Raw genomic sequence first — 18459 nt, 5'->3', positions numbered from 1 at the left:
TAGAGGGGGATTTTACGCCATGAAAAGGTGTTCGCTGCTTTCTCCTTTCAAGCTGAAATCAGCCCTTTTGCCCATAAAAAAAAAGCACGGACCACCTGGAGCTGATCCGTACTTTTTATGTTAAATTTAGCGAATCCCGGCACAGAAGTTGATGAACCAGGTAATGATGATGGCATTCGTAATGTTGCTAAGGAACCCACCAATAACTGGTACAACAAAGAAGGCCAGTTTGGAATATCTGTACTTGTCGCAGACAGTCTTCATGGTCGTCATGGATACAGGCACAGCCCCTGTACCAAATCCCGTATGGCCAACAGCGATGATGGCGGCATCGTAGTTCTTACCGCAAGCATAGAAGTCGACAACATAGCAGTAGATAAGGATCATGACCACCTGGGCAAGGAGCATGACAACCATCGGGCCAGCAAGACCAGCAAGTTGCCACAGCTTCATGGAGATGATGGACAAGGAAACGAATAGTCCCAGGGAGAATTCACCGACCGTATCGATGCCTTCATACAAAGATTCCGGTGTATCTTTCTTGCTGTCCAGATACAGACGAACAAGGATACCAGCCAGCATGGTGCAGACATGGATTGGGAAGCTGATCTTCAGGGATTTCAAGATTGCCATGAAGACAGCGCCTAAGCCCAAGCAGAAACACATCAGGAACATGGCTTTTACGATATCACCCTTGAACATCGGGGTCCCAACTTCTTTCCCCGTTTCCTGTGCTTTTTCAGCCTGTCCGTCAAGAGCAGGATCTTCCAGATGATGACGTCTAATGATCCAACGGCCAAAAGGACCGCCAATCATGCAGCCTGCAATCAAACCGAAAGTTGCGGAAGCAATTGCAACTTCCATTGCAGCAGAAGCACCTTGAGCAACGGCCAGAGGGGCAAATGCGGCTGCGTTGCCATGACCGCCCGTCATCGGCGTGGAACCCGTCATCAGGGCAATCAAGGGATCAACACCCATGGCGACACCAATCCCCACGGAAAGGACATTCTGCAAAATGGCAAGGACGGCAGCAGAAATCGTAAAGATGATGACAAGTTTCCCACCCTTTTTCAAAAGGGAAAGACTGGCTGCGGCGCCGCTTGCAGCAAAGAAAATACAGTAAAAGAGGCTGTTTGCGACTTTGTAGTCGAAACTCAGCTCTGCCACCCCGGTTTCATAAAGCACCAGGGAAATCAGGGAAATAATTGTGCCGCCGACGACAGCACCCGGCAGGCAGTACTTTCTTAAGAATGGAAATTTTTGACGGCACCAGTTACCGAGCCAAATGGCAATGACGGCAAGGGCCAACGATTGGAACATGTCAAGCTTAATTGCTAGACCACCCATGAATAAAACCCCCTCAAATTATTGTGGAAACGGATTCCAGCATTCCATCTCCTTTCCTACAGAACCTATTATAACAATTAGACTTTTTGAGTACAAGCAAAATTCAGAGTATTTTATATATAATCAGATAATCATACATTTATTAAATTCATCATTAAGAAAATAATTTACATTGTATAGGCAACTAGGAATTTTTGAAAAAGGGGTATATTGTCACAACGGATGATTGAAGGCCGGTAAATACCTTTGAACCAGCAAACTGTCTTTTTCCCCCCAAAAAAATCAGAAAAACGCCCATGGCTGCCATGGGCGTTTCCTCACACGTAATCTGAGCTTTCTTATTTCGTCTGTCCCTTAACGGGCGTATTCTTAGCAATGAGATCAATAAAAATGAGGTCTTCATCTTTATCGTTTCTGAGGGCGTGGCTTTCACCGGGACCAGCAATTGTGACGGAACGAGGACCGACAACCGTTTCCTTTCCCGCTCCATCCGTGAATACGCCTTCACCAGATAGGATAATGTAGGTATCATCATTATCCACATGTTTGTGCATGCCAATGGAAGCGCCCTTTTTCAGCGTCATCCGGCCAATCTCCTTGATGGCCTGATCCTGTGTCGCAGCTTCCCGACGGAAAGCAAAACGACCGAACAAAATGCCCGTTCCTTTACCTGCGCCCGCTTTTTCTACATTCTTCTCAAACTGTGCGGAAACAGGGAAGTATTGGGTGGTTCCCTCTTTAGCCATCTTAGAAAGATCGGCACTGTCATTTTTAGCAATGATATCAAGGAAAACCAAATCCTCCTTGCCAAGGTTGGCTAGCCCATGAGTCTGACCAGGACGGGCAATGGTCATATCGCCGGCACCGACCACCCAGGCATGGCCATTGCCATCCGTAAAAATGCCTTTGCCTGAAATGATGAGATATGCGTCTTCATTATCCTTGTGCGTGTGACTGCCAATATAGGATCCAGGTTTCAGCGTCATCCAGCCGATTTCCTTGATGGCGTCCGTTTTCAGGGCCTGTTCCCTGCGGAAAGCAAAATCACCATGGAGCACGCCTTGTCCGCCGCCAGCTCCATTGACGTCCTTCACAAAAAGGTTGTCTTCCACATAGCACTGGCCATGTTTTTCCGGTACCAGCTGGGACGGTGCTGGTTTTGCATAAACCGTACCAGCCGTCATGAGCGCTGCAGCGAGACAAAAAGCCATCCAGTTTCGTTTCATAGTCACTCCTCCTATCTTCTAGAAACGCTTTACTAAAACCATTGTAGTCCTCTATTTTTCAGAATTCAAGAAACTTTCTCATTTTTCGTTAAATCAAATAAGCATCCCTTACAATAGCTTCATCTTAACTTACCTCGATTGATTCAAACGGATCAACAGGAAATCAAGAATTTTTGAAGTTGCTGTAAGGCAGACAACTCCATAGAATCCCGCCCAGATTTCGCGAAACACAAAAATGGATGAAACGAGAACGAGGGCATTTAGATAGAAAAAGATGCGTCCCATGCTGAGTTGCGGGAAGTATTTATGAATGATAAACGCAAGGATATCCGCCCCTCCCGTCGTGCACTCTGCCTTAAAAAGAAAAGTTATGCCAATGCCTGAAATGGCGCCGCCCAAAAGAGCCCCCAAAAAACGCGGTCCAGCATAGACAGGAAAATAGACAGCGGCAACCTTGTCCATGAAGAAAGAGCAAAGAAGGACCGTTGCCGTTGTCTTTAGGACAAATCGGGGCCCCAGCGTTTTCCACGCCGCGGCAAGAAGAGGGACATTGACGAAAAAACTCATGGCTCCCACAGGAAGGCCAAAAAGATAGTTCAGCATGAGCGCAACACCTGTGGCGCCACCCGGTGCGATATGGACGGGCTTTACAAGGGAAACCATGCTGACCGCATAGATGAAGGCCCCAATGAGGACCGAAACAAACTGCCTGTTGCGTGTTTGCATGAAAATACGCCCCTTTCCTGCAGCAAATATAGACCCGCAAATAACCGGCACTATGGGAGTACCGGTTATTTGCGTTAGCATGAAATTGTATGGAAGGTAATTGCTAAGAGCCACGTAAGAAGGCCCTTAGACTCAGGAGGTAAACAAGAGAATCTTATTTATCTGGGTAGGCAGTCAAAGCCATCCCAAACAGGAATGCCCGTAAAGGTCTTGGCTTCTTCTTTTCCGGATAGGACCCGGATGGCCCCGGAAGCAAGGGCTTCCATTTCAAATTCCCCGGCCATGACCGTAACGGGAGCGACAAAGGAAATCATTTCCTTTAGGCGCTGAACAACATAGGTATCATAGGAAATGCCGCCTGTAAGGATGATGCCGTCAACATTTCCGTGAAGAACGGCTGCCATGGCGCCCACTTCCTTACCAATCTGATAAATCATGGCGTCATAAATCAGCGCTGCGTACGCATCTCCTGCATCGGTCCGCTCTTTGACTTCCCGGGCATCGCTTGTGCCCAAGTGATCGGCAAGGCCGCCGTTTTTGGTGACTTTTTCCAGCATCTCTTTTTCACTGTACTTGCCGGAATAACACATTTCAACGACATCCCGAACAGGAAGGGAGCCGCACCGAGTCGGTGCCATAGGTCCGTCTCCGCGGGCAATGTCATTGGAATCGACCATCCTTCCTTTTTCATGGGCCGTAATGGAAATCCCGCCGCCAATATGGCAGATGATGAGATTTAGATCAGAATAGTTTTTTCCGACCTTTTGGGCATAACGCAGGCCAATTTCCTTTTGGTTCAAGGCATGGATAGCACTCTTGCGGTAATCACCCTTGAGGCCGGTTACCCTTGCAAGGTCCTTGAATTCATCCACTTCGGGAGGGTTCACGATAAAGGCCTTGGCATGATATTTTTCAGCAAGGGCACTTGCAATCGGGGCACCCAAAATGGCGGGATGGACGACGGACGGTCTATTCGTTACATAATCAAGGAGCGTTTCATTGATGGTAAAGACGCCGCTTTCCGTCGTTCCGCAGCCCCCACCCCGACTGGAAAAAGCATCCACATCGGTCAGGGTCTCCCCGCTTTTTTTCACACTTTCAAGAATCATATCCCGGCGGTAATCCAGTTGGTCGCGCACTTCTTTAAAGGCCTTGAGTTCCGATACATCATGCTGGATATTTTCAGAATAGATTTTCTCTTTTCCTTTGAACATGGCCACTTTTGTAGACGTAGAACCAGGATTGATGACAAAGATTTTATAGTCTTTCACAATAGCATTTCCTCATTTTCCAGAGATTATTTCATAAGGAGCGGGTACAGGATGCCAAGCCAGATGACCATGAGCGCACCGCCAATACGCGTCGAAATGGATGCAAAGGCAAGGAGGTTCATGCGGTTTGCTGCCGTAAGGACGGCAATATCTCCGCTGCCGCCAATGTTGCAGCAGCAAAGGCCGGCCGTAACTCCGCATTCATAAGGATAAAGACCCGTGAGGCGACCAAAGAACATAGCGCCTACAAATGCCCCCATGACACCGATAAAGATGACGGCAAAGACCGGAACGGTAAAATATTCCGTAAGGGCCGTAAATTTAAGGGAGTTCACACCGATACCGGCAATGAGCATGGGTAGCAAGGCCTTTAAGGCAAAGTTCATGGCATAGACAGCGTCATCCATGATTTCATCTTCTACAATGCCCGTGCACTTAACAATAATGGCAATGATGATGGACCAAGCAAGGCCCGCAATCATGCCCGTCCCTGGCAGCTTCCCTAGGATAAAGCCCATGAGATAGACCACCAGACAGATGAAGATACCTCCGCCAAGACGGGAATAATCAAGCGTCGTGGCCTGGCGTTTTTCGCCTTCCGTAATCATATGTTCCTGACCGATGAGGATGTTGCCATTTCCATTGAGGCCAGAAATCTTGGACGTAATGCCGCCGCCCAGAGCTGCCAAGACGACAGCAAGGACGTTGGCAATAGAAGCGTAACAGAGGAATTGACCAGCAAGGCTCGTCATATCCTTGCCGCTCAGTTCCGAATAAAGAAGGGGCAAGGTCGTCATGGCACCGGCACTGCCGCCGGACATGCAGGGAGCACCGATATAAAAGAGCCCTTCAGCGGCCCCAAAGCCAATCAGCTTTCCGCCAATGTAGCAGGAAACAAGAGCCACGACCTGGCTGCCAATGATGGCTGGTAAATAACGGGCCGTTGCCTTTAAGAGGATCTTGCGATCCATGACAAGGACGGACCCGATGAGGAGGGCGGCAATATACATATCTTGGAAGCCGCCGCGCATGACGGTACGAATGCCGTTTTCAAGCGGTTTCGGAATGAGGCCCACATAGTTCAGCCAAGAAGCACCGATAAGTGGCAGGAGGCAGGCCCCGCCTAAGTAGTTGTTGACGATAGGAATGGTGTTGCCAAGCCAGAAGAAAAGTCCTCCCATGGCCATCAGGAACGCCACCGTCAGCACATAGCTGGAAACAACGAAATTTCCCGACGCGTTGGAATAGATCTTTGCAAGCGGCATGAAATTGCCATAGACAGCGATGAGAACCACAGCAAACAAGATGAAAAACGGTTTTGGCCCCATGCCACAGACTTTAAATTTCAATTTTGAAGCATCCATTATTATTCTCCCTTTTCAATTTGCCTTTCTTGTAATAAAACCCGTTTCTAAGTGCCCCTCATCTGAAACAAGATTGGTTATGGATGAATCTTGATTTATCTTTTTTTACTAGTCATAGCTGCCATAACAATGGCCAAATATTTATCTGTGACCGTGGCCGCCCGCGATACGAGGATAACCGGTACAAGCCCGCCTACAACGACGCCGCCCGTTTTACACCCCCCCAGAACCGTCATGCTCTTGGCCGCAAGGTTTCCTGCTACGATATCAGGGACAAGTAGGATATCGGCATCGCCTGCCACAGGGGATTCATACCCTTTGATGGCGCAGGCTTCCTTGTCCATAGCAAGGTCCAGGGAAATCGGTCCTTCCACAATAGCCCCCTTGATTCCTTCTTTCTTGATTTCCGCTGCTTCAACGGTCTGTTCGAGTTTTGAATTGACGCCTTCCATAGCAGAAAGGACAGCAATCTTGGGATTCTTTTCCCCTAGTGCTTTATAGGCACGAACGGCGTTTTCAAGGGCCATTTGCTTCTGTTCCTTCGTGGGATAGGTCAAAAGCCCCACGTCGGTCAAGGTAAAGAGCTTGTGATAGTAAGGACTTTCCATAAAAGCCAGGATATTCATGACTTTTGAAATGGAAATCCCATCCTCTTTGTTGACCAGGACCTTCATCAAGGTCTTCGTATCAAGGTGCCCCTTCATGATGGCATCGACTTTTCCTTCCCGTGCAAGGGCGCAGGCTTTGCGCGCGCATTCGGAAGGATCCGTTATGTCGATGATTTCCGCCCCGGAAAGGTCAGCCCCTTCTTTTTTCAAGATGGCTTCAATGCCCTCTTTTTCACCGATGAGGACGGGAGAGATGAGCTTTTCCTTATACGCCTTGATTACCGCTTCCAAGGTGTGCTCATCTTGGGCACAGACCACAGCCACTTTCTTCTTGACGGGATCTTGAAGCAAACGATCGATGAGTTCAGCAAAATTCTTAATCATAAGCAGTCTTCTTTCTTATAAGGTTCTGGGATCCGTAACGACACCAGTGAGCGCCGTCGCCGCTGCAACAGCCGGACTGGAAAGATATCCCAAGGTCTTCTTGGTTCCCTGGCGGCCAATGAAGTTCCTGTTTGCCGTCAAAAGGATCCTTTCATCGTCATACATGAGCCCATAGGGCATGCCGCAACAAAGACCGCAGCAGGGATGGGAAATGACGCAGCCCGCTTCAATAAAGTCCTTGATATAGCCTTTTTCAATGGCTTCTTTAAAGACCGTATTCGTTGCCGGCACGACAATGACACGAACATGGTTGGCAACTTTTTTGCCGCGCAGAATATCTGCAGCAGCCTTCAGATCTTCCAAACTGCCATTGGTGCAGGAACCAATGTAGACCTCATCCATGGGCGTGCCGAGGACCTCAGAGATAGGATACACATTGTCAACGCCTTGAGGGCAGCTCAGCTGTGGTTCCAGTGTCGAAACATCATAGGTCAGGACCTTTTCATACTGGGCCTCGTCATCGATGCGAATCCAGTCAATCTCCGAAAGAGGAATGCCATAATAGGCGGCCGTCTTTTCATCGGCTTCAAAAAGACCGCATTTGGCGCCTGCTTCAAGGGCCATGTTGGCAACGGTAAAGCGCGCGTCAAGAGACATTTCCCGTGCTGCCGGTCCCGTAAATTCAAGGGATTTGTACTGCGCGCCGGAAGCCGTAATATCCCCAAGGATGCGGAGGATGATATCTTTAGAAAAGACCCCCTTAGGGAAGTGTCCGTTGAGGACAACCTTGATGGCGCTGGGCACCTTGAACCAAAGTTCACCCGTTGTAAGGGCCGCAGCCATTTCCGCCGTGCCGATGCCGGAGCAAAAGCACCCGGCGCCCCCGTACGTTGTTGTATGGGAATCCGTTGCGGATTGTACTTCACCAGGTTTGGCGTAGAATTTTTCGTGCATCAGGGAGTGGCAGATACCTTCCCCAATGTGGAGTTTCTTGATGCCATATTCTTCGGCAAGCTTAAGACCAGCATCGTAATGAGCCGAGTCATTTTTGGCGACAGCCGTAGGCATGCAATGGTCAAAGACAATGCAGACCTTATCGGGGTCATCAATTTCTTTCGTGCCCATTTCATGGAGCGTATCAAGGAGATACGGTGTATAGATGTCGTGGATCATGAGAAAATCCGGATGGGTCACAACAATATCGCCCGGTTTGACTTCTTCCACACCGGCATTTTTGCGGAGGATCTTTTCCGCCAAAGTAAAGCCTTTGCGGCGCAGGGAAGCGTCACTCATGACAGGAAGTTCAGGCGCTTTGTAGCCTGCTTTGATCTTTGCCTTCGTATCTTCCACGAGACCGCCGTGTTCGACGATTTCGAGAAGATTCTGAGGAATGGCGCCAACAGGGAAGGATTTGCCATTTGCCGAAACCGTCTTGTTTTCAAGATCGACGGTCACAATGTCACCGCCTTTCACAACCTCTTGAATCCCGTCGCACTGCAGAAGAATGATGCCGTTATTGAAGGCGTTGCGGAAGAAGATACGGGCAAAGCTCTTTGCGATGATGCAGCGCACCCCATTGTGAGAAAGAACGGTCGCAGCCTGTTCCCGGGAAGATCCGCAGCCAAAGTTCTTGCCCGCAACGAGGATGTCCCCCGGTTTGACGGCCGTACCGAATTCCGGCTTCAAGAGCTCAAAAGCATAGCGTTTCATTTCTTCAATGGTAGGAATCGTACCGCGCTTGCCAGGAATGATGGTATCCGTATCGATGTCATCCCCAAAAGTCCAAATCTTGCCGTTAAATTTTGTATCCATGCTGCTTCTCCCCTTCCTAGACCGCGGCGGCTGCCATGATGGTCTCTACCGAGGCGGTATAGACGGAGGCATCATCACAACCCATGGCACCGGCAAAAGTATAGAGGCCTGTCGTGAGGAGGATTTCCTTATGGCCGACCACACCTGCTCCTTGGCTGACAATGTCACGGTCACTGCTTGCTTCGATCTGTGCGCCAAAATCAATGAATTTTGTAATGAGTCCTTCCTCCAGGGCCTTAAGATACGTTCTTGCCGTTACGGGACAGATGGAAAGACGGACCCCTTTGCGAAGGTTTTTTCCTTCCATTAAGGCAGCCGCCGTGCGAAGGGCTTCTAAGGTCCCGCCATTCATACCGCCAAGCTGGACGGCGTGGATCTTTTGACCGGAAAGGATATCCGCCCGATCAACCCCAGCTGCCGTCTGGCTCAAAAGATCGGCGCAGGGAAGTCGTAGCATGGGCCCTACTTGAGAAAGATCAAGGGTCATATCACTCTCCCCTTCCTCTATCGCAAAGGCCGTGAACGCCCCCGTATCTGTTGCCATTTCACAGAGAACTTCCCGTTCATAAGCCGTAAGGTCAGGACAGATGAATTCAACGGCTTTACCTTTGATATCGCCTGCAGCATCAAGAAAATGGAGGGCTACATCAATGATGCCGACACCGCGGCGCAGCTTCCCAATGACGCGGACAGTAACCGTTTCCGGAACGACGGTCTGGTACTCCCCTGTTTCCAGGACGCGGGCCATCTCCGTATGGCTGAGACCGAGCCCTAGGGCTCCAATGGAACCAAAGATGGAACTATGACGCGTACCCGTAATGATGATGTCTGTGGGCGCGACCATGTTTTCTTCGAGCATCCACTTCTGGGCAATCCCTTTGGCTTGATAGAAGGGAATCTTCTCTTTCCGGGCATACTGGAGGATTTCCTGGAAGATCTTGGATTCTTCCGGAAGGCCAGCCGGCAAGTTATGGTCGTAGACGACCAAGGCCTTATCGGGATTCTTTACATGGGAGGCAAGTTCTGTGATTTCATGACCAAAACCGTTCGTAATGAGGACATAGCGAGGTACTACGGAAACGACCTCACCTGTTTTGGCGCCTAAGAGTTCTTCAATTCGCTTCATCAAATCGTCTCCTTTGCCCCATCGGGGAAAGCACGATTGCGCTTTCCCTAGGAGCACTTGATTTGTTGTTTATTCAGCCAGTTTCTTGTAATAGGCGTAGCGTTCCATAGCTTCCTTCTGGCACTTTTCATAAAGGGCTTCGGCCGCTTCGGGGAAGGAACGCTTTAGGGAAGCATAACGGGTCTCCCCTTGCAGGAAGGCATCAAAATCACCTTTCGGTTCCTTGGAATCAAGGATGAAAGGATTCTTTCCTTCCTCTTTGAGAACGGGATTGTAGCGATAGAGCTGCCAGTAGCCAACTTCAACGGCTTTCTTGATTTCATCCTGAACCTTGTTCATGCCGCAGCGCAGGCCGTGGTTAATGCAGGGTGAGTAGCAGATGACAATACTCGGACCATTGAAGGCTTCAGCTTCACGGATGGCATTGAGGGTCTGCTGCATATTGGCACCCATAGCAACCTGGGCCACATAAGTATTGCCATAGCTCATGACCATAGCGCCAAGGTCTTTTTTCTTCGTCGGTTTGCCCGCAGCCGCAAACTGCGCAACTGCACCGGTCGGCGTTGCTTTGGAAGCCTGGCCGCCCGTGTTGGAATAGACTTCCGTATCAAAGACGAGGATGTTGACATCCGCACCGGAAGCAATGACATGATCCAGTCCGCCGTAGCCGATATCATAGGCCCAGCCGTCGCCGCCAAAGATCCAGACGGATTTCTTTGTGAGCTGGTCCTTGTTTTTGAGGACGCTCGCAACGATTTCAGAAACCGCCGTGCCCTTGTAGGCCGTGAGAGCTTTCTCCATGGCTTCACCCATAGCACGGGCATTATCCTTATTGTCCTTATTTTGGAGCCAGGTCTTAGCGGCTTCCTTCAAGGCTTCATCATCGGCCGTTTCCGCAAGGGCCTTGATTTCTTCTTCCACATACTTACGGCGTGCATCATCAGCAAGCTTGATACCAAGGCCGTATTCTGCATTGTTTTCAAAAAGGGAACCGCCTACGGCCGGGCCATGACCCTTCTTATTGGGCGTATAAGGCATGCTTGGGAAGCACGTTGCCCAAACCTGGGAACAGCCCGTTGCCGTAGCAATGAACATGCGGTCACCAAAGAGCTGGGTCACGAGTTTGGCATAAGGCGTTTCGCCGCAGCCCGGGCAGGCACCGTTGAACTCAAGCAGGGGCTGGTTGAACTGGGAATTCTTGACGGATGTGACACCGAAAGGATTTCTTACTTCCGGCAAAGCTGCCGTATAATCCCAGACCGCTTTCTGAGCTCCTTCCTTATCAAGGGTGGACATTTCCATAGCGCCTACAGGGCAGACATTGGCGCAGCTGCCGCAGCCCGTGCAGTCAAGGGTCGATACAGCAATATGGAAACGATAGGGTTCCACATCTTTGCCCTTAGCCGGAATATCCTTCATCCCTTCTGGAGCGCCCTTGACTTCCTCTTCCGTAAGGAGCATGGGGCGCAGGATGGCATGCGGACATACATAGGAGCACATATTGCACTGGATGCATTTTTGCGGATTCCAGCTCGATACACGGACCGAAGTTCCTCGCTTTTCGTGGCGGCTCGTTCCCTGAGGGAACATGCCGTTGGAATAGGGCACGAAATCGGAAACAGGGATGTCATCACCGGAAGCGGAGTTGACCTTTTTGAGGATTTTGTCGACATAATGGGATCCACTCATCTTTTTCGGTGCTTCCGTCGCATCAAGGGCAAGCCAAGCATCCGGCACAGGTACTTCGACGACTTCCTTGACACCGGCATCAACAGCGGCGTTGTTCATGTTGACAATCTTCTCGCCTTTTCTGCCATAGGACTTGAAGATGGCTTCCTTCATGTACTTCACAGCGTCATCGATGGGGATGATACCCGTAATCTTAAAGAAGGCAGCCTGCAGAACTGTGTTCGTTCTCGATCCAAGACCAAGCTGGAAGGCAATATCAACAGCATTGATGGTGTAGAGGTGGATATGCTTTTTAGCAAGATCATGCTTCATCTTGTTGGGAAGACGGTCGGCAATTTCCTCGGACGACCATTCACAGTTCAGCAGCAGGCTGGCCCCATCCTTGAGGTCCTTGACCACATCGAAAGTGTTGACATAGGCTTGGTTATGGACACCGACAAAATCGGCTTTCTTGACATAGTACTGGCTGCGGATCGGGGCTTTGCCAAAGCGCAGGTGGGACCGGGTCAAGCCGCCGGATTTTTTCCCGTCATATTCGAAATAAGCCTGGACGTTGAGGTCCGTGTGGTCACCGATGATCTTAATTGTATTCTTGTTGGCGCCAACCGTTCCGTCGGAGCCAATGCCCCAGAACTTGCAGCTCACCGTTCCTTCAGGCACAATATCGATTTCATCCCCATAAGGGAGAGAATGATGGGTCACATCATCAACGATACCGATGGTGTAATGGTTCTTCGGAACTTTCGTTTCCATGTTGCTATACATGGCAGCCACCATGGTAGGCGTCGTATCCTTGCCGGCTAAACCGAAGCGGCAGGCAACAACTTTGAATGTGAGGTCCGTATCATTGAGGGCCGTAACGAATTCTTCGTAAAGCGGTTCACCGACAGCACCGGCTTCCTTGTCGCGGTCGAGGACCGTGAGGACCTTGACCGTTTTAGGAAGAGCCTTGATGAGATGTTTTACTGAGAAAGGACGGAATAGGTGAACTTCCAAATAGCCTACTTTCTTCCCCTGTTTGCGGAGATAATCAACCGTTTCCTGAGCCGTCCCGGCAATGGAGCCCATCCCGGCAATAACATATTCCGCATCGGGATCGCCATAGTAATTAAAGAGATGATAATCACGGCCCGTCAGTTTATTGATCTGGGCCATGCAGGATTCAACAATATCAGGTAGAGCTTCATAATAAGGGTTGACCGATTCACGCTGCTGGAAATAGGTATCGTCGTTTTCACCCGTCGTAATAAGGGTCGGATGATCCGGATTGAGGGACCCGGAGCGGAATTTTTCCAGTTCATTGTAATCAACAAGTTTCTTCAGTTCATCATAATCGAGGCAGTCAACCTTCTGGATTTCATGAGACGTTCGGAACCCATCAAAGAAATGAAGGAAAGGAATATGACCCTTGATAGCAGCAAGGTGAGCAGTAGCCCCAAGATCCATAGCTTCCTGAACCGTGGAAGAAGCAAGCATGGCAAAACCGGTTTGACGGCAGGCCATGACATCGGAGTGCTCGGCAAAGATAGAAATGACATTGGTCGCAACATTACGGCTGGCAACATGGACAACGGCAGGCTGCAGTTCGCCAGCAATACGGAACATGGTCGGAATCATCAGCATAAGCCCCTGGGAAGCCGTATAGCTTGTCGACAGGACACCGGCGTTAACTGCACCATTTACAACGGAAATCGCGCCGCATTCAGACTGCATCTCGACAAGCTTGACAGGCTGACCGAAAATGTTCTTCTTGCCATGGGCAGCCCAAGAGTCGACATGTTCAGCCATCGGGGAAGACGGCGTAATCGGATAGATAGCGGCAACTTCCGTAAATGCGTAGGACGCATAAGCCGCAGCTTCGTTACCATCCATTGTTTTTTTCATCATTATAAGAACCCTCTCTTCTTGACTTAATTGCCTTTCCGCTTGCCTAAGGCGAAAAGAGCCTTTTCTGATTTGTCGCTAGTTTAACGTATTAGTAAATCGTTTTACTTGAACTCATTTTAATAAGTGAACAGGCCTTTGTCAATATGCAAAAATCAGAAAATTCCCCGAAAATGAGGGTCATATAATGTAATAAAATGACTTTTGAAAATTTTGGATGGGCGCCTATCTTGATTTCCGTGCCATTATTTCAATAAATCAGCTTGTCATTCTCTATCTTCCGATGTAATAATAAGGTTAACGTTTTACCTACGCTTGCATATAGATTGGAGGTCTCCCTATGGATTTGCTTTCCCAAATTCGCTCTGAATGTGCCAACCTTTCTGTCAATAAGGATTATCTTGGCCGTTATCCCTTGGCAGAAACAAAGAGTCTCTTTGTCCCCACGCGTTACGGCAGCCTTTTGGTTCACCTTTATCGTCCTCATACGAAAAAGGATCTCCTACCCACTATTGTGAATTTTCATGGAGGCGCCTTTATCAAAGGGTATCGAGGACAGGATATTGAGTTTTCACACATGATGGCCTATCGGAGCGGTTCTTTATATCTTGATGTCGACTATAAGACCGCGCCGGAACACCCTTTCCCTTATACGTTTGAAGAAGGGCTTGATCTCTTATCCTATGTAGAGAGTCACGCCGAAGACCTTGGCGGTTCCAAGGATAATCTCGTGCTTATGGGCCAAAGTGCTGGCGCAAATCTCATTACGGGCATGACGCTCACCTTTCTTGAAGAAGGTCGCAAGCTCCCTACAGGACTTATTTGCTGCTATCCTCCTTGTGACTTAACCGGTAAATTAGCTGATAAAAAAGGCGGGATCAAGGATCCCCGCATGATTGAAGTGGCAAGTTTTGGAATCGCTTGTTACCTCCCTCATGGTGGCACGGAAAATCCCTTGATCTCCCCTCTTTTTGCATCAAAAGACCAGCTCAAAGGCTTTCCTCCTGTGCTTATCATTACGGCAGAACATGACATTCTTTGTGATGAAGCCTTGACCTTTGCCCGTCATTTAGCAGAAGCAGGCACCGCAGTAACGGCTAAAACAATCTTGGGTGCCCGCCATGGTTTTCTGCCAAGACGGACGGAAGGTCATGAGGAAGGGGAAGCCTTGATCTTGTCCTATCTGAGGTTCCTTCAGAACGGTCAGTATACAAATCCTTTTCCAAGCGTTTGTTGAGGGGCATAAAAAGTCAAGAAGAAGGCCCTTTTATTACCTTGACTTTTTTAGATCCCTTCAGTATGCTGAAAGCAGCTGTTTACTAAACTGATTCCATCTAGCTCCAGGCAGGATGATTATTGAAAGCAGGGATTTTCGTGTCCACCATCAAAGATGTTGCAAAAAGAGCGGGCGTCTCACCGACGACGGTATCCATTATTTTGAACGGAAAAGCTGAAGACCGGAAGATTTCCCAGGCGACACTTGAAAAAGTTATGAATGCCGTCAGGGACCTTGACTATCAGCCGAACCTCAGTGCTCGGCGGCTACGCTCCAATGAAATAAAAAAGCCGAGTCTTGCTTTTTTTTGGCCCAGTGACCACAGAACTAACATTATGGCCACTTTCATCAACTACATCCAGGAAGAGCTGATTGCTCATCAATATGACTGTGAGCTTGTCATCCAGACCTATCAAAATGACCACTTGGATGAAAAGGCCTCCATTTTTGCAAAGAACAGTTACAATGCCATGATCATTGGTGCGTCCTCGCTCCATGATGTGGAATTCCTTGAAAATACCCCCTCCCAATCCCCGGTCATTCTCATCAACAGAACGTCCGCCCTGCACTCCACCATCAGTGTTGATGACAAGGCCGTCGGCCGTGAGGCAGCCCGTCTTCTTTATGACAAAGGCTATAGAGAGGCCGCACTTCTTGCGGGGAAAACGCCTTACGTCGCAACAGGAGTCCGTACCAAAGCCTTCCTCACTTCCTGCAAGGAACTTGGCATCGAAATAGCCTCGGAAGCCCTCATCTACTGTGATAATTCCATTGAAGGCGGCGTGAAAGGAGCAGCAAAATACCTGCGTCTTGGAAAGCGCCCTCCTGTCATCTACTCCGAAGCGGATGAACTTGCTAGAGGCGCCCTTTATGAACTCCATCGCAGCGGCGTAGCTGTTCCCGAGGATACGGAAATCCTTACAACATCCCTTATGAGTCCTGAAACAACCCTTTACACTATTCCCTCCCTCAGCGTCATCGAGATTTCCCAGCAGGAAGTGAGTAGGGAAATCGTAGCCATGCTCATGAAGCTTCTGTCAGGCGAGGAAGCAGGTCCCCTGCATAAGATCCTGCAGCCCAAAGTCGTCTTACGTGAAAGTTTTTCCCTGTAATCAGCAAAGAGTAGTGAAGCCCAAGTTTCACTACTCTTTTTATCTATTAAGTTGACGGCGTTTTCAGGAGTTTTAAATATACGGAAAATTATTTCTTGACAAGCCATTCAAAGTGGGTTATGATTCAGTTATCTCTAGTATAACGTTAAACCTAACGACAAATCGATGATTTCGGACTGCCTATCCGAATTTCTGATGAATTTGATCAAAGGATGTGTTCCCTATGTTCTTTTCACATAAAGAAGTGCCTTACTACGCAGGCAATCCTCATCCCTTGCAGTTCAATAGCGTCGAATTCAGGGATGGACAGCAATCCTTATTTGCAACCCGTATGACAACAGACGAAATGATTCCCCTCTTGGAGGAAATGGACGAAGTTGGCTTTGCGACCATGGAAATGTGGGGCGGCGCCACCTTTGACGTCTGTATCCGTTACCTTCAAGAAGATCCTTGGGAGCGACTCCGCATCTTTAAGCAGCATGTCAAGAAGACGCCGCTCAAAATGGTGCTCCGTGCCCAAAACCTTGTAGGCTACCAGGCCTACCCCGATGATGTTGTCGAAGAATTTGTGGCCCGTGCCGCCGATAACGGCATCGATATTTTCCTTACCTTTGATGCCCTAGGCGACCTCAGGAACTGTGAAACGGCTTTTGATGCCATCAAAAAGGCCGGGAAGATCATTGAAGGGTCCCTGCAGTACAACATCAGTCCTTTCAATACGATTGAAAGCTATGTCCAAAATGCCAAGGACCAGGTTTCCATGGGTGCGTCTGCCATTCACGTAGAAGATATGGCCGGGCTCATGACGCCAAAGGCAGCTTACGACCTCATTCGAGCCCTTAAGAAAGAATTGACCGTGCCCATTCATCTCCATGCCCACTGCGTGGGCGGTCTTGCGGATATGGCCTACTGGGAAGCCATCCAAGCTGGCGTGGACGGTCTTGATGTATGTGTCTCTTCCATGGCCTTCAGCTCGGCTCATCCTCCCATTGAAAGCTATATTGCTGCCCTACGGGGAACGCCGCGTGACCCCAAGATTGGTTTAGGACAGTTTGATGCCATCAACAAGAAGTTCCTTGCCGTCAGACAAAACCATGCCGACATGGCAACGAAACTCGTTGGCGTCGACGTAGGATGCCTGAACCATCAGATTCCGGGCGGGATGCTTTCGAACCTCGAAAGTCAGCTCAAAACGATGAATATGTCCGACAGGCTTCCCAAAGTCCTCAAAGAAGTGATCCAAGTCCGGGCCGATATGGGCTATCCGCCCCTTGCAACGCCGTCGAGTCAGATCTGCGGCGCCCAGGCAACGGTCAACGTTCTCACAGGAAAGCGCTACGGCATGATTTCCAAGGAAATGACCAATTACTGCCGCGGCCTATATGGTATGCCGCCAGGAAAGATCGATGCGGAACTTTCTAAATTAGCACTAAAAGGAAAGGAACCGGACTTTTCTAGACCGGGCAGCCGAATTGCACCGGGCCTTGAAAAAGCAAGGACGGCTGCAGGAGAGCTTGCACGCACAAGAGAAGATGTGCTTACCTATGCCCTCTTCCCCGAAATTGCCGTGCCTTTTCTTAAAAAAAAATATAAAGGATAAGGTGACCTACTGTGAAACAAACGGATGAAGAAAAACTGAAGCGATCCCGTGCTTTTCTCCAGAAACTGAAGGAAGCCCGCGGCGGCAAGATCATGGATTCCCATCGAACCATGGGCAATGATCCCTCCCTTGTAAAAATGTTCCTCGAGCAGTATGTAAACTGCAACAAAAAAGATGTTCAGATCCCGCGGAAATATCGCGAACTCATCGTTATGGCCATTGGAATGGCAACGGGAACGGAAACAACCATGAAGGTTCATTCCCGCTTGGCCCTTGAAAATGGGGCCACCTTGGATGAGATTTTTGAAGTCATCCGCATTATCTTCTTTACCTGCGGCGTCACAAAGCTCCTGCCCATCCTGGAAACCCTGGATATGTTCGAGCCCATTGACGAAAACTGATGTATTCCCACTCCTTTTTATATCAGCAAAAAAGACATGATGCTCCCCCTCTTTCGCATCATGTCTTTTTGCTTTCATCAGAAAAGCACGTTTTTATTGGTGTTCATCCAACGTTTCCTATATAATAGTAAAAAATCCAGAAAGGTGGTGCCCCCTATGCAGCACGAATGCCGAATTACCGACCTTGAGACCAAGATCTTTCCCGAATCCCAAAAAGCCTATCTTGCAAATTCTAATTCCGATCCCTGTCCCTATTTCAAAAAGGGGGGATCCGTTTCTTTTGAAACGAACGACGACACAGGATGTTTTTCATCATCTTATGAATGGGCGCTTTTGCGGAGAAGCGTGGGATACCATCGGCCGCTATGTCCATACACCCCTTCAGTGCGGATCCATCATGCATGGCTGGACAAGTGATGACCGTACGATGATTGCCTGCTGCAATTATGGAACGCGTCCCGTCATTTTTTTTATTGAACGAATTGATATTCTCGAAACAGAAGAATAACGGGAATGGTTGCAAAAACAAGATTTCTCCAATACGGCGGATGAGGGCTATACTGGATTAATTATTCCCATAGATGCAGAAAAGACCCAGCAGAACCGCTTCTAGGTGGCCCTGTCAGGTCTTTT

Annotated in this window: 13 protein-coding genes and 2 pseudogenes; 5 read left to right on the top strand and 10 right to left on the bottom strand. The window is 49.1% G+C overall.

Features of this window, described 5'->3' with window-relative positions:
* Nucleotides 1–126: 126 nt before the first annotated feature.
* The 10 genes and pseudogenes from H503_RS0103830 to nifJ form a co-directional block, all read right to left on the bottom strand.
* Nucleotides 127–1347 (bottom strand): sodium/glutamate symporter, encoded by a 1221-nt coding sequence (locus tag H503_RS0103830; RefSeq protein WP_009015284.1) that lies wholly within the window; start codon nt 1345–1347, stop codon nt 127–129.
* 338 nt (nt 1348–1685) lie between these two features.
* Nucleotides 1686–2012: pseudogene (locus H503_RS12935) on the bottom strand (cupin domain-containing protein); the annotation flags it as partial.
* Nucleotides 2013–2138: 126 nt separating this feature from the next.
* Nucleotides 2139–2333 (bottom strand): annotated as a pseudogene (locus H503_RS12930) (cupin domain-containing protein); the annotation flags it as partial.
* Nucleotides 2334–2702: 369 nt separating this feature from the next.
* Entirely contained in the window at nt 2703–3299 is a 597-nt protein-coding gene (locus tag H503_RS0103815) for a YitT family protein (RefSeq protein ID WP_014128441.1), read from the bottom strand.
* A gap of 158 nt (nt 3300–3457) precedes the next feature.
* Nucleotides 3458–4570, bottom strand: coding sequence for a butyrate kinase (gene buk / locus H503_RS0103810; protein ID WP_026385446.1), 1113 nt, complete (start codon nt 4568–4570; stop codon nt 3458–3460).
* Between the two features lie 26 nt (nt 4571–4596).
* Nucleotides 4597–5934 carry a 2-hydroxycarboxylate transporter family protein gene (locus H503_RS0103805; protein WP_014128440.1) on the bottom strand — a complete coding sequence of 446 codons (1338 nt, stop codon included), beginning with the start codon at nt 5932–5934 and terminating at the stop codon, nt 4597–4599.
* Between the two features lie 95 nt (nt 5935–6029).
* Nucleotides 6030–6926: a phosphate acyltransferase gene (locus tag H503_RS0103800; protein WP_014128439.1), complete on the bottom strand. Its 897-nt coding sequence runs from the start codon at nt 6924–6926 to the stop codon at nt 6030–6032.
* Nucleotides 6927–6941: 15 nt separating this feature from the next.
* Nucleotides 6942–8738, bottom strand: coding sequence for an aconitase/3-isopropylmalate dehydratase large subunit family protein (locus H503_RS11765; RefSeq protein WP_009015290.1), 1797 nt, complete (start codon nt 8736–8738; stop codon nt 6942–6944).
* 16 nt (nt 8739–8754) lie between these two features.
* Nucleotides 8755–9864, bottom strand: coding sequence for an aconitase family protein (locus tag H503_RS0103790; RefSeq protein WP_014128438.1), 1110 nt, complete (start codon nt 9862–9864; stop codon nt 8755–8757).
* Between the two features lie 69 nt (nt 9865–9933).
* A complete protein-coding gene (gene nifJ, locus H503_RS0103785; protein WP_009015292.1) occupies nt 9934–13440 on the bottom strand; it encodes a pyruvate:ferredoxin (flavodoxin) oxidoreductase in 3507 nt (1168 codons plus the stop codon).
* A 337-nt stretch (nt 13441–13777) separates the two neighbouring features.
* Between nifJ and H503_RS0103780 the strand changes: the two genes are divergently transcribed.
* The 5 genes from H503_RS0103780 (at nt 13778) to H503_RS12705 (ending at nt 18334) form a co-directional block, all read left to right on the top strand.
* Entirely contained in the window at nt 13778–14674 is an 897-nt protein-coding gene (locus H503_RS0103780) for an alpha/beta hydrolase (protein WP_014128437.1), read from the top strand.
* Between the two features lie 137 nt (nt 14675–14811).
* Nucleotides 14812–15825, top strand: coding sequence for a LacI family DNA-binding transcriptional regulator (locus H503_RS0103775; RefSeq protein ID WP_009015294.1), 1014 nt, complete (start codon nt 14812–14814; stop codon nt 15823–15825).
* 223 nt (nt 15826–16048) lie between these two features.
* Entirely contained in the window at nt 16049–17425 is a 1377-nt protein-coding gene (locus H503_RS0103770) for a pyruvate carboxylase subunit B (protein WP_016459531.1), read from the top strand.
* Nucleotides 17426–17436: 11 nt separating this feature from the next.
* Nucleotides 17437–17826, top strand: a complete 390-nt coding sequence (locus H503_RS0103765; RefSeq protein ID WP_009015296.1) for a carboxymuconolactone decarboxylase family protein — start codon at nt 17437–17439, stop codon at nt 17824–17826.
* A gap of 280 nt (nt 17827–18106) precedes the next feature.
* A complete protein-coding gene (locus tag H503_RS12705) occupies nt 18107–18334 on the top strand; it encodes a TIGR04076 family protein (protein WP_016459532.1) in 228 nt (75 codons plus the stop codon).
* Nucleotides 18335–18459: the final 125 nt, after the last annotated feature.

The sequence above is a fragment of the Acidaminococcus intestini DSM 21505 genome, from assembly GCF_000425045.1.
Taxonomy (GTDB): Bacteria; Bacillota; Negativicutes; order Acidaminococcales; family Acidaminococcaceae; genus Acidaminococcus; species Acidaminococcus intestini.
The sequence above is the reverse complement of the archived record's forward strand: the minus strand, read 5'-3'. Positions and strand labels throughout refer to the sequence as shown.